Genomic DNA, 12,841 nt, shown 5'->3' with positions numbered 1-12,841 from the left:
TTTTATTGCAAAGTGTGTTGCTCGATGAATTCCAGCGGCTGCAGTCCTTCGCGACTCACCAGGCGATTGAATTCAACTCGGGGTAACCGTACAGCCAGAAGACTCTGGCCTTCTTCGTCATGCTCTTCGCTCTGCACCGCACCCAGATTGAAAAACTGGGCACGCAACCGGGCGAACTCCTGCGTGAGGCGCAGCGTCCCCACAAAGAGGTCATTGCCCAACACTTCGGCGATGGCTTGCTTGAGCAAATCCAGACCGCGCCCGTCACGGGCAGAGACCCAGACCCGCTGCGGCTTGCCATCGGCATCGCGTTGAATCTGCGGCTCAACCCCTTCGAGCAGATCGAGTTTGTTATACACCTCGAGCATCGGCAAGTCCTGGGCCCCAATCTCGCCCAGCACCACCATGACCTGCTCGATCTGCTCGAGGCGATCGGGCTCATGAGCGTCGATCACATGCAAGAGCAGATCGGAGTTGCTCGACTCTTCGAGCGTAGCCCGAAAGGCCTCGACCAGCTTGTGCGGCAAATGGCGGATGAAACCCACCGTGTCAGCCAGCACAATCGGCCCAAGGTCTTTGAGTTCAAGGCGGCGCAGGGTCGGGTCGAGGGTCGCGAAGAGCTGATCGGCCGCATAGACGTCGGAGTCGGTCACCGCATTGAACAGCGTTGACTTGCCGGCGTTGGTGTAGCCAACGATCGAAACCGTAGGGATGTCGGCGCGGGAGCGGCCACGACGGGCCTGGTCACGCTGACTGCGGACTTTTTCAAGCCGGCCCTTGATCTGACGCAAGCGTACCCGCAATAGGCGTCGGTCCGTTTCGAGCTGGGTTTCACCCGGACCGCGCAGACCAATACCGCCGCCCTGACGCTCAAGGTGAGTCCAGCCGCGTACCAGCCGCGTACTCATGTGCTCAAGCTGGGCCAATTCGACCTGCAGCTTGCCTTCATGGGTGCGTGCCCGTTGGGCGAAGATGTCGAGAATCAGGCCCGTACGGTCAAGCACGCGACACTCGAAAACACGTTCGAGGTTACGTTCCTGACTGGGTGTAAGGACATGATTGAAGATGACGATATCTGACTTTTCGGTTTTGACCAGGTCGCGTAATTCCTCGACCTTGCCGCTGCCTACCAGATACTTGGCCGTTGGCCGATGCCTTGGCACGTTGACGAACGAGACAATGTCGGCGCCAGCCGACAGCGCCAGCTCCCTGAACTCCTGCGGATCTTCGCGCGCCTCAGGGTCCTGACCATCCAAGTGAACGAGGATCGCCCGCTCACCACCACTGTGGCGCTCAAAGAACAAAGCAGACTCCTATCAGGCGTTACCTGGCTCGGCGTCAGCCTGCTCGGATTCGGTAGCGCTAGGCAGACGAATCGGGCGGACGGGAACGACAGTCGAGATGGCGTGTTTGTAGACCATTTGGCTGACAGTGTTCTTCAGCAAAATAACAAACTGGTCAAAGGATTCGATAGTGCCTTGCAGCTTGATACCGTTTACCAGGTAGATCGAAACCCCAACCTTTTCTTTACGCAAAGTGTTCAGGTAAGGGTCTTGTAGCGAATGCCCTTTTGACATGTGCCGCACTCCTTTAAGGATCAATAGAATAAATTCGAAAACATTGGCTTGGGCCGCTACCCCCCGAAGGCTATCCCCCAAGGATAGACGGCTATTGCAAGGACTCAGCTCAATATGGAGACCGACCCCAGGTATTTCAAGGCGCGTGGCAGATTGTCGCAAGCCAGGCTGTCCAACCAGTGCAAATCCTGCCAGCTGCGCAACCAGGTGAACTGCCTCTTGGCCAGCTGGCGCGTGGCAATGATGCCGCGCTCCTGCATTTCATCCCGAGTCAGCCTGCCGTCCAGATGATCCCAGACCTGGCGATACCCTACAGCTCTTATAGACGGTAAATTCGAGTGCAGATCACCCCTCGAACGTAGCGCTACGACTTCTTCAACGAATCCTTCATCAAGCATTTGCCTGAAACGCACAGCAATTCGGTCATGGAGCACCTTGCGATCCGTCGGTGCGATCGCGAGATTTGCGACAGTATAGGGCAATTGATGACGCCCCGAAGCGCTCGCTTGAGCACTTTGCGCACTTTGTTGTTCACGGTGCGCGGTCATGCTCATTCCGCTCACCCGAAAGACTTCCAGCGCGCGAACCAGCCGCTGAGGATCGTTGGGGTGAATTCTCGCTGCCGACACCGGATCGATGCTCGCCAGCTCATCATGCAATGCCTGCCAACCCTGACTGGCTGCCTGTGCTTCAATTTGCGCCCGAACCTCAGCATCGGCCGCAGGCATATCGGCCAGGCCTTCCAGTAGAGCCTTGAAATACAACATCGTGCCGCCCACCAGCAGGGGAATTTTTCCCCGGGCGGTGATTTCCGCCATGGCCTGCAGGGCATCCGTTCGAAAATCGGCCGCAGAGTAGCTCTGGCTCGGGTCGAGGATATCGATGAGACGGTGCGGATACGCGTCCAGCAGCGCCTTTGATGGCTTGGCGGTGCCGATGTCCATGCCCCGATAAACCAACGCGGAATCCACACTGATCAGCTCACACGGCAGCATTTTGGTCAGCTCGATGGCGAGATCGGTTTTCCCGGCGGCGGTGGGCCCCATCAGAAAGATGGCCGGAGGAAGCGCACTCATCAGCGACCGCGCAGGAACAGTTTGTCCAGATCATCCAGACCCAGTTGGGTCCAAGTGGGACGTCCGTGGTTGCATTGACCGCTGCGCTCAGTGTTTTCCATGTCACGCAGCAGGCCGTTCATTTCCGGAATGGCGAGCCGGCGATTGGCGCGAATCGCGCCGTGGCACGCCATGGTACCGAGCAGTTCATTCATGTGCGCCTGAACGCGATCGCTGGTGCCGTACTCCATCAGATCGCCCAGCACGTCGTGCACCAGTCGATTCGCCTCAGCCTGCTTGAGCAGCGCGGGGATCTGACGGATCGCGAGAATTTCGGGCCCAAGGCGCTGCAATTCGAAGCCCAGTTGCTGGAAGGTCACCATGTGTTCCTCTGCGCAGTCGGCCTCGCGCTGGCTGACCGCAATGGACTCCGGCACCAGCAGCGGCTGACCGCTCAGGCCTTCGCTGGCCATGGCTATTTTCAAGCGCTCATACATGATTCGCTCATGGGCCGCGTGCATGTCCACCAGCACCAGGCCGTGGGCGTTTTCCGCGAGGATATAAATGCCCTTGAGCTGAGCGAGGGCATAACCCAGCGGCGGAACGTCGCCCTGAGATTCGGGCAACGAAACCATGCCTGCGCCCGACGGAGACTGCGCGCCGGGCAGCGGGGCAAAGAATTCGGTGTAAGCGGCACGCGCTTCTTCAGCCGGAAGCACCGACGACGGCCGCGGCGTGTATTGATATTGGTAACCCGCACCACTGCCAGAGCCGGGCGCAGATCCTGCGGGCGGACTCCAGGCCTGACCTTGTGGCGTTTCCAGCACGTTATTGGCCAGACGCATCTCGCCCTGCGGCCCGAACTCGCCGGCATCCGGGCCAGTTGGGCGCACCAGCGCGGTGACCAATGTGGTGCCAGCGAGCTGATCTTCAGGTCGCACATCACCGAGGGCCCGATGCAGGGTGCCGTAGAGGAAATCGTGGACCATGCGTCCGTCGCGGAACCGCACTTCGTGCTTGGTCGGATGGACGTTAACGTCGACAACCGCCGGATCGACTTCGAAAAACAGCACGAAGGTCGGATGCCGGCCATTGAACAGCACGTCGCGGTAAGCCTGACGCACGGCGTGGGCCACCAGCTTGTCGCGCACTGCACGGCCATTGACGAAGAAATACTGCAGATCGGCCTGACTGCGGGAGAACGTCGGCAGACCGACCCAGCCCCACAACCTCAGCCCGTTGCGCTCGACCTCGATCGGCAGCGCCTGCTCCAGAAACCCGGGGCCGCAGATAGCCGAAACCCGACGCGCGCGCGCGACGTCATCGCGGGCTTCATGCAGGCTCAGGACGGTCTTGCCGTTGTGGCGCAAATGAAAGGCCACGTCGAAACGCGCCAGCGCCATGCGCTTGATCACTTCCTGGAGATGATCGAACTCGGTTTTCTCGGCTTTGAGAAACTTGCGTCGCGCCGGGGTGTTGAAGAACAGGTCGCGGACTTCCACGGAGGTGCCGACCGGGTGCGCAGCGGGCTGAACACGAGAAGCCATGTCGCGGCCTTCGGTCTCGACCTGCCACGCCTGATCAGCGTCGCGGGTGCGCGATGTCAGGGTCAAACGGGCCACCGAGCTGATCGACGCCAGCGCCTCGCCCCGAAAGCCAAGGCTCATGACTCGCTCAAGGTCTTCCAGATCGCGGATCTTGCTGGTGGCATGTCGAGCCAGCGCCAGGGGCAGGTCATCCGAAGAAATGCCGCCGCCGTCGTCGCGAACACGTAGCAGCTTGATGCCGGCCTGTTCGACGTCGACATCGATGCGACGCGCGCCGGAATCGAGGCTGTTCTCGAGCAGCTCCTTGATCACCGACGCCGGCCGTTCGACGACCTCGCCCGCCGCAATCTGGTTGGCAAGCCGCGGGCTCAGCAGCTGGATACGCGCGGCTTCTGCCGCAGGTAAATCGGAGATTACGCTGACATCCAGTTCCTGATCACCGAGCAACAGGTCAGTCACGGCTCACCTGCCAGTTCTGCGCTGGGGATTCTCAATTGCTGGCCGACTTTCAATTCGTCGGAACTTAGATGATTGGCTGTACGGAGCATCGGCATGGTCATGTCGTAGCGCGCCGCGATCATGCTGAGCGATTCGCCGGGGCGGACCGTGTGCTCGCGGGCACCCATGGCCAGCTTGCCGTTGTCCCGCAACCAGGCGATATAGGTGCCTTGGGGGGGATTCTGCTGGAAGAACTGCTTCACGCCCGCGGTGATGGAGCGCGCCAACGCCTGCTGGTGACTTGCGCCTTCCAGCTTGTTCGCTTCCGCCGCGTTGGAGATAAAACCGGTCTCAACCAGAATCGACGGAATATCCGGCGACTTCAGCACCATAAAGCCCGCTTGCTCGACGCGAGACTTGTGCAGCGAGGTCACGCGGCCGATGTTGGTCAGCACCTTCTGGCCGACGTTCAGGCTTGAGGTCAGCGACGCAGTCATCGACAGATCAAGCAGTACGCCAGCGAGCATGCGGTCTTTGTCATCAAGGCTCACGGCCCCGGCGCCACCGATCAAGTCGGAACGGTTTTCACTGTCCGCCAGCCAGCGTGCAGTCTCCGAGGTTGCGCCGCGCTCGGACAAGGCAAACACAGAAGCCCCGAAGGCCGCCGATGAAGGCGCGGCGTCGGCATGGATGGACACGAACAGGTCAGCACCCTTGGCGCGCGCGATTTCCGTGCGCTTACGCAGCGGAATGAAGTAATCGCCGGTACGGGTCAATTCAGCGCGATAGCCCTTCTCGCCGTTGATCTGGCGCTGCAGCTCTTTGGCAATCGCGAGCACCACGTTCTTTTCTTTCTCACCACGGCCGCCGGACGCACCCGGGTCTTCACCGCCGTGACCGGCATCAATAACGACGACGATGTCGCGCTTGCCGTTTGGCACAGGGGTGAGTTTGATCTCAGGCTTGGACGGGCTGATCGGCACCACCGCGGGCGTCGCAGGCGCGGCGGTGGCCGGGGTATCGGCAACAGACGGCGGCGGGTTGGCATCGGCAGCGTTGTCGTACAGGTCGACCACCAGGCGGTTGCCGTATTGCTGGTTCGGCGCGAGGGTGAAGCTCTTGGGCGTCACCGCCTTTTTCAGGTCGATGACCACGCGCAGGTCGTCAGGCGTGCGTTGCGCCGAGCGCATGCTGGTGATCGGCGTGTTGGCCGTCGGAACATTCAATGCGCCGCCCAGGGTGGCGCCGTTGATGTCGATGACCAGACGATCAGGGGACTGCAGCGTGAAGACACTGTGCTGAACGGGGCCAGACAGGTCGAAAACCAGTCGAGTGTTATCCGGAGCACGCCATAAGCGGACACTTCGTACCTGTGAAGCGGCCAACGCGTCGACAGCCAGTGTCGCCAGCAGCAGTCCAATCACAGTAACCAGCGCGCGCATGCGCATACCAAACCCCATATCTATTGAATGTCTATTTAAACGAAGGCGCCAACGCTGCACACCACATCTCGCCACGCGAGCTTTTTGGGCTCAGCGTCAACGCTCGACCTTCATCGAGCGGCCTTATGGTAATGATCAGGTCAGGCTTTGGCAAAAAGCCTGCACCCAGATTGGGCCATTCGATGAGACAAAGGGCATCGCCTTCGAAATAGTCCCGGATGCCGAGGAATTCTAGCTCTTCTGGGTCAACAAGTCGGTAGAGATCAAAGTGATACGCGCGGTTTCTCCCAATTTCGTAAGGTTCTACCAGCGTAAACGTCGGACTTTTTACCGCGCCGGTATGCCCAAGGCCGCGAATGATCCCTCGGGACAGCGTGGTCTTACCTGCCCCCAAATCGCCCTCCAGAAAAATAATTCCATTGCTTTCAGTTACTTGGGCTATGCGTGCGCCGAAGTGGGTCATGGCCTCTTCACCCATGAGCTCCAGGGTTAGCTCAGACACGGTTGGTGTTCCTCCAGAAGCTGGCGAATAACAGGAATCAGATCAGCGGCAGCGAGCCCTCGCCCGCTGGCGCCGCATTGCTCACCGGCGAGGGCGTGCAGCCAGACACCCAGACAGGCGGCGTCGTAGGCACTCATCTTTTGCGCCATCAGCGCGCCGATGACACCGGACAGCACATCGCCCAGCCCACCGGTTGCCATCGCCGGATGGCCGTGATCGGCCAGTGCGAGGTCACCGGCAGGGTTGGCGATCAGGCTGCCGCTGCCTTTTAAAACGCACACGGCATTGAATTTTGTAGCCAGCGCCCGCGCTGCGGCCGGACGATCGGCCTGAATGTGCTTGGTGTCGGAGCCCAGCAGCCGCGCGGCCTCGCCAGGATGCGGGGTGATCACGCAGCCCTCGGGCAATTGCACCGCGCCGGTCGCCAGCTCATTCAACGCGTCGGCATCCCATACCTGCGGCAACGGTGCGTTGGCAGCCGCGGACAACAGGCTTTTCCCCCAACTGTGCTGGCCGAGGCCCGGACCGACGACCAGTACCGACGCGGGCTCGATCAACGCGCGGAGCTGATTGGCCGAGCTGATGCCGGCGCTCATGACTTCAGGGAATCGCGTCAGCGCGGCGCTGACATGTTCCGGCCGCGTGGCCAGCGTGACCATACCGGCGCCGGTGCGCAGCGTGCTTTCGGTGGCAAGCAACGCAGCGCCGCCGAAGCCCCGATCGCCGCCCACCACCAGCACGCGGCCGAACATGCCCTTGTGCGCCGTGCGTGAGCGAGGAGCCAGAGTGGGCAGGTTGAAGATGTCCAGCCGTTTGACGCTGATGGGGGTCTGCCGAATGAGCTCGGCGTCCGCCTGCAAGTCATCGAACACCAACTCGCCCACCCGCTCGGGCGCATCGCCGGTGAACAGCCCGATCTTGAGGCCGATGAAGGTGACGGTCAGATCAGCGCGGACTGCACAGCCGAGGGTTCGCCCCGTATCTGCGCACAGTCCCGAAGGTAGATCGACGGCCACGACGGGCAATCCACTGTCGTTGATGGCGTCAATGGCCGCCGCGTAAGGCGCGCGCACGTCACCGGTCAGCCCTGTGCCCAGTAGCGCGTCGACAACGATGCCAACCAGCGCCTGCTGTTGCCAGGGCTGAATATCGACGTTGGCGGCAACCGCTTCTTCATAGGCGGATCGGGCATCGCCGGCCAGCGCGCCGCTATCACCCACGGCCAGCACGTTAGCCTGCCAACCGGCGCGCCGGGCCAGCGCAGCGATGAGATAGCCATCGCCGGCGTTGTTGCCGCGACCGGCCATCACCGTCAGTTGTTTACCCTCGGGCCAGCGGCGACGTATTGCCCGCCATGCCGCATGGGCGGCACGTTGCATCAGCTCGAAGCCGGGCGTGCCGGCGGCAATGAGGCGCGCGTCGAGGTCGCGCACTTGGGCAGCGCTGTACAGTGCGTCGGGAAATGAGGGTTTGCTGTGCAACATGCGTCTTTGGGCTCCGATGTCTGGCAGAATTATACGCACCTGCGCCCCGGTGTCCTCTTTGCATGTCCGCGATAACTGTAGATCCATCCACAGCCTCAGTGCCTTTAACGGCAGCCGGGCTGACAGACCTTGCCCAATCGATCAAGGCATGGGGGCGCGAGCTCGGCTTTCAGCAAGTCGGGATCTCGGGACTGGACCTGGCCGAGCACGAGCAGCACCTGGAGCGCTGGCTCGACGCCGGGTATCACGGTGAGATGGACTATATGGCAGCGCATGGCAGCAAACGTTCGCACCCGGACGAGCTGGTGCCAGGAACGCTGCGTGTGGTGTCGTTGCGCATGGACTATCTGCCCGGCGACACGCAGATGGCTCAGTTACTGGGGCAGCCCGAGAAAGCCTACGTGTCCCGATACGCGCTTGGCCGTGATTACCACAAGTTGATTCGCAAGCGCGTGCAGCAACTGGCGGAGCGCATTCAGCAGGCGATCGGGCCCTTCGGGTTTCGCGCGTTCGTCGACAGCGCACCGGTGTTGGAGAAAGCCATTGCCGAGCAGGCCGGGCTGGGCTGGATCGGCAAGAACACCCTGGTACTCAACCGCAAGGCCGGCAGTTATTTCTTCCTCAGCGAGCTGTTCGTCGACCTGCCGCTGCCGGTAGACGCGCCACACGCCACCGAGCATTGCGGGCGCTGCACGGCGTGCCTGGACGTATGCCCGACCAATGCGTTCGTCGGGCCCTACGTGCTGGATGCGCGCAAGTGCATTTCCTACCTGACCATCGAGCTGAAGACGTCGATCCCCGAAGACTTGCGTGCATTAATCGGCAATCGGGTGTTCGGCTGTGATGACTGTCAGATCGTCTGTCCGTGGAACCGCTTCGCCCGTCCGACCGATCAAACAGACTTCAAACCCCGCCACGGCCTTGATAACGCGGAACTGACCACGTTGTTTTTGTGGGATGAAACGACATTTCTCAGTAACACCGAAGGCTCACCGTTGCGGCGTGCCGGGTATGAGCGTTGGTTGAGAAATCTGGCTGTGGGACTGGGCAACGCGCCGTCTACCATTCCGGTGATCGAAGCGCTGAAGGCACGGCTGGAGCACCCGTCAGAGATGGTGCGTGAACATGTGGAATGGGCGTTGCGGCAACATGAAGCCAGGTCCGCAGCGCGTTTGCCGTCATAGCGCGCCGGCTCAATGCCCGTCCTTGTAAACAAACTTGGGCATTTCCCAGCGAAACCGAATCGCCAGCAACCGCAGCAACAACCCACCAAACAGCGTGATCAGCGTGCCCTGCTCCACCGGCAAGCCGGCGTACTGACACAGCAAAAAGCACCACGCGGCGGCAAACGACACGCTGGCGTACAGCTCACGGCGGAAGATGAGGGGGATGTCGTTGCAGAAGATATCCCGCAGGATCCCGCCAAACACGCCCGTAATCACCCCGCTGACGGCGGCGACGGTCATGCTCAAGCCCATGTCCAAGGCGGTCATGCAGCCGATTAGCGTAAAAGCGACCAAGCCCAATGCATCGAGCACCAGAAACAGTGAGCGCAGATGACGCATCAGCGGAGCGATGAAAATGGTCACCAGCGCCGCGACGCTGGTGAGGATCAGATACTCCGGGTGCTTGACCCACGTCAGCGGGTAATGCCCCAGCAGCACGTCGCGAACCGACCCGCCGCCCAACGCCGTGATGCACGCGATCAGCACCACGCCGAACCAGTCCATGCCGCGACGGCCGGCGGACAGCGCGCCGGTCATGGCTTCGGCCGTAATAGCGATCAAGTAGAGCATCAACAACATGGCGGCAGTCCCTGCGAGAAAGGGGCGCAGTCTAACCACTCGACCCGGGCACCAAAAGAGAGCGTTTAGCCCTGCGCCCTCTCCAGGCGACCGTGCTCGGCCGCCAACGGCCTGTCATCAGGACTTGATGAAATGCTCGCGGTAAAAGCGCAGTTCGGCAATCGACTCACGGATATCGTCCAGCGCCAGGTGCGTGCTGCCCTTCTTGAACTTGAGATCCGGCGACCAGCGTGCGGCCAGTTCCTTGAGGGTTGAGACGTCGAGGTTGCGGTAGTGAAAGTAGTTTTCCAGCGTCGGCATGCGCTTGTACAAGAAGCGACGGTCCTGACAGATGCTGTTGCCGCAGATGGGCGAACTGCGCTCGGGCACCCACTGTTTGATGAACTCAAGCGTCATGGCCTCGGCTTCGTCGTTGGAGATTTTGCTTTCGCGCACGCGCTGAGTCAGGCCGGAGCCACCGTGCTGACGGGTGTTCCACTCGTCCATGCCGTTCAGAAGCTCGTCGCTCTGGTGAACCGCGATGACCGGGCCTTCGGCCAGGGTGTTGAGCTCGCTGTCGGTGATGATCGTTGCCATCTCGATGATGACGTCGTTATCAGGGTCCAGACCGGTCATTTCCAGGTCGATCCAGATCAGATTCTGTTTGTTCTGCATATGTCGGCTCCTCAGCGTTGGCGCGCAGTTTAGCCCACCCGGGCGTGCTAGACTCGCCCGCGCTTTATCAAATCAGCACCTTTATGCGTCTTCAAACGGAACACTGAACACCCATGGCCAAACGCCAACTCAATCGCCGCCAGAACTGGCGCATCGAAAAGATTCAGGGCGAACGCGCAGCGCGTGCCGCCAAACGTGAATCAACCGCTCTCGAAACGCTGGAAGGCGGCGATCTCGGTCCCGAGCAAACGGGTCTGGTCATCGCGCATTTTGGCGTGCAGGTAGAAGTCGAAGCGCAGGACGGCGAGCTGCAGGGTCAGGTTTTCCGCTGCCACCTGCGCGCCAACCTGCCGGCGCTGGTCACCGGCGACCGCGTCGTCTGGCGCGCCGGCAATCAGGGCATCGGCGTCATCGTTGCGCAGTTGCCCCGCGATACCGAGCTGAGCCGCCCGGACAGCCGAGGCCAGTTGAAGCCGGTCGCCGCCAACGTTGATTTGATCGTCATCGTTTTCGCACCGATGCCCGAACCCCACGCCAACCTGATTGATCGTTATCTGGTTGCCGCTGAGCACGCGGGTATTCGGCCGTTGCTGCTGCTGAACAAGTTTGACCTTATCGACGATCAAAACGCGCCTGCGCTGAATGCGCTACTGGCCGTTTATCGCACGCTGGGTTATCCGGTGCTGGAAGTGTCGGCCCACCACGGCGACGGCATGCAGCAATTGCAGGACCAGTTGGATGGCCACATCAGCGTGTTCGTCGGTCAGTCTGGCGTCGGCAAATCCTCGCTGGTCAACAGCCTGCTGCCAGAAGTCGGCACCCGCGTCGGGCCGCTGTCGGAATATTCGGGCCAAGGCACGCACACCACCACCACTGCGCGGCTGTTCCACTTCCCGCGCGGCGGCGACCTGATCGACTCACCGGGGATTCGTGAATTCGGCCTCGGCCACGTCAGCCGTGCCGACGTCGAAGCGGGCTTTATCGAATTCAACAACCTGCTCGGCCGGTGCCGCTTCCGCGACTGCAAACATGACCGCGAACCCGGTTGTGCCTTGTTGCAGGGCCTTGCAGACGGCCGCGTGCAACAGCAGCGCATGAACAGCTATCGCTCGATCATCGCGAGCTTGCCGGAAAGCAGTTACTGATTCAGCGGTAGTGGCCAATCCGATTTAGGCCTTCCCGGCTGAAGCCGGTCCTACTGACTGCAGTCCCAGCGCTTGAACTGCGCAAACAAAAACGCCGCGATCATCGCGGCGTTTTCGTGTCTGCAACCCAGTATCAGTTCTTTGTTTCGTCGATCTTCAGCTGGCCCTGATCGAAGATGTTCAGCTTCTGCCGAATCTCGTGGGGCTGGGCGTAAGCCTGCGGATCAACGGCAGGTGTGGAGGTCGGTGCCCCCGGCTGGTTGGCCGGTCCGGCAGCGCCAGGCACAGGCGCTGGCGAAGCGGCTCCCGGTGCATCCGGCGTTTGCGGTGCTTCACCTGAATTCTGCGCACCCTCGATACGCTGCTGCGCTTTCTTGGTCATCACCACAATGTCGATGCGACGATTGACCGGATTTTGCGGGTGCTCCTTGTCATACAGTGCCGAAGACGCATAGCCCACTACGCGCGCCACCTGCTGATCCGGATACCCTCCCGCGAGCAACGCCCGGCGAGCGGCGTTCGCTCGACCCGACGACAGCTCCCAGTTGCCGAAGCCGTTGTTGCCGACAAAAGGCGTCGCGTCGGTGTGACCACTGATGCTGACTTTGTTAGGCACCGCTTTAATGGTGTCGGCCATGGCCAGCAAGATGTCTTCAAAATACGGTTTGAGCTTCGCACTGCCGATGTCGAACATCGGGCGGTTTTCGGCGTCCGTGATCTGGATACGCAAGCCGTCCTGAGTGATCTCGAACAGAATCTGGTCTTTGAATTTTGCCAGTTGCGGATTCTCGTTGATCTTGGTCTGCAACTCTTGCAACAGCATCTCCAGACGGTCCTGCTCAACCTGCTCGGCGGCGGCGTCCTGCTGATCAGCGTCGACCGGCACGCGATCCGGCGCAGGCGTGGATTTCACCTCCGGGTTCAGCGTCTGGTCAGGGGACATTTCCGGCGACCCCCCCAGATCAATCACATAGGGCGAGCCACTGTCGGAGAACCCCACAGGGTCCTTGAAATAGCCGGCGATGGCGATCAATTGTTCGGGCGTGGCCGACGACATCAGCCACAGCACCAGGAAGAACGCCATCATCGCCGTCGCGAAGTCGGCAAATGCGATTTTCCAGGCGCCGCCGTGATGCCCTCCGCCGTAGCGCTTTACGCGCTTGATGATGATTGGCTGATTATTTTCCATGGA

At 61.1% G+C, this 12,841-nt stretch carries 12 protein-coding genes; 2 read left to right on the top strand and 10 right to left on the bottom strand.

Going from position 1 to position 12,841, the window contains the following annotated elements; all coding sequences use genetic code 11:
- Positions 1-2: 2 nt before the first annotated feature.
- The 7 genes from hflX to AC0Z8Z_RS15785 all read right to left on the bottom strand — a co-directional run bounded on the left by hflX (position 3) and on the right by AC0Z8Z_RS15785 (position 8,045).
- The gene (hflX, locus tag AC0Z8Z_RS15815) at positions 3-1,304 is read right to left on the bottom strand and encodes a ribosome rescue GTPase HflX (protein WP_172610535.1); all 1,302 of its coding nucleotides are present in this window, start codon (positions 1,302-1,304) and stop codon (positions 3-5) included.
- Positions 1,305-1,316: 12 nt separating this feature from the next.
- The gene (hfq, locus tag AC0Z8Z_RS15810) at positions 1,317-1,577 is read right to left on the bottom strand and encodes an RNA chaperone Hfq (protein WP_019691505.1); all 261 of its coding nucleotides are present in this window, start codon (positions 1,575-1,577) and stop codon (positions 1,317-1,319) included.
- 104 nt (positions 1,578-1,681) lie between these two features.
- Positions 1,682-2,653, bottom strand: coding sequence for a tRNA (adenosine(37)-N6)-dimethylallyltransferase MiaA (gene miaA / locus AC0Z8Z_RS15805; RefSeq protein ID WP_485619725.1), 972 nt, complete (start codon positions 2,651-2,653; stop codon positions 1,682-1,684).
- Positions 2,653-4,593 carry a DNA mismatch repair endonuclease MutL gene (gene mutL / locus AC0Z8Z_RS15800; RefSeq protein ID WP_485619742.1) on the bottom strand — a complete coding sequence of 647 codons (1,941 nt, stop codon included), beginning with the start codon at positions 4,591-4,593 and terminating at the stop codon, positions 2,653-2,655. Before mutL ends, miaA begins: the two co-directional genes overlap by 1 nt.
- A gap of 41 nt (positions 4,594-4,634) precedes the next feature.
- On the bottom strand, positions 4,635-6,077 hold the full coding sequence (locus AC0Z8Z_RS15795) for an N-acetylmuramoyl-L-alanine amidase (RefSeq protein ID WP_205484910.1): 1,443 nt from the start codon (positions 6,075-6,077) through the stop codon (positions 4,635-4,637).
- Positions 6,078-6,090: 13 nt separating this feature from the next.
- Positions 6,091-6,561, bottom strand: a complete 471-nt coding sequence (tsaE, locus tag AC0Z8Z_RS15790) for a tRNA (adenosine(37)-N6)-threonylcarbamoyltransferase complex ATPase subunit type 1 TsaE (protein ID WP_485619724.1) — start codon at positions 6,559-6,561, stop codon at positions 6,091-6,093.
- Positions 6,549-8,045: an NAD(P)H-hydrate dehydratase gene (locus tag AC0Z8Z_RS15785; protein WP_485619723.1), complete on the bottom strand. Its 1,497-nt coding sequence runs from the start codon at positions 8,043-8,045 to the stop codon at positions 6,549-6,551. The genes tsaE and AC0Z8Z_RS15785 overlap by 13 nt, the downstream gene beginning before the upstream one ends.
- Positions 8,046-8,107: 62 nt before the next feature.
- Here AC0Z8Z_RS15785 and queG point away from each other — a divergent pair, with 62 nt between their 5' ends.
- A complete protein-coding gene (gene queG, locus AC0Z8Z_RS15780) occupies positions 8,108-9,229 on the top strand; it encodes a tRNA epoxyqueuosine(34) reductase QueG (RefSeq protein ID WP_485619722.1) in 1,122 nt (373 codons plus the stop codon).
- Between the two features lie 9 nt (positions 9,230-9,238).
- Here queG and AC0Z8Z_RS15775 read toward each other — a convergent pair whose 3' ends face one another.
- On the bottom strand, positions 9,239-9,850 hold the full coding sequence (locus AC0Z8Z_RS15775) for a trimeric intracellular cation channel family protein (RefSeq protein ID WP_122533826.1): 612 nt from the start codon (positions 9,848-9,850) through the stop codon (positions 9,239-9,241).
- Between the two features lie 117 nt (positions 9,851-9,967).
- Positions 9,968-10,504, bottom strand: coding sequence for an oligoribonuclease (orn, locus tag AC0Z8Z_RS15770; protein WP_065987811.1), 537 nt, complete (start codon positions 10,502-10,504; stop codon positions 9,968-9,970).
- Positions 10,505-10,617: 113 nt separating this feature from the next.
- On the opposite strand from orn, the gene rsgA reads away from it, so the two are divergent.
- Complete coding sequence (rsgA, locus tag AC0Z8Z_RS15765) at positions 10,618-11,649, top strand: small ribosomal subunit biogenesis GTPase RsgA (protein ID WP_485619721.1); 1,032 nt, start codon at positions 10,618-10,620, stop codon at positions 11,647-11,649.
- Between the two features lie 133 nt (positions 11,650-11,782).
- Here rsgA and motB read toward each other — a convergent pair whose 3' ends face one another.
- Positions 11,783-12,838, bottom strand: coding sequence for a flagellar motor protein MotB (gene motB, locus AC0Z8Z_RS15760; protein ID WP_485619720.1), 1,056 nt, complete (start codon positions 12,836-12,838; stop codon positions 11,783-11,785).
- Positions 12,839-12,841 lie beyond the last annotated feature (3 nt).

The sequence above is a fragment of the Pseudomonas sp. 1L-C-7-B-C1 genome (genome assembly GCF_057291635.1).
This window is presented reverse-complemented; position numbering and strand designations above follow the sequence as displayed.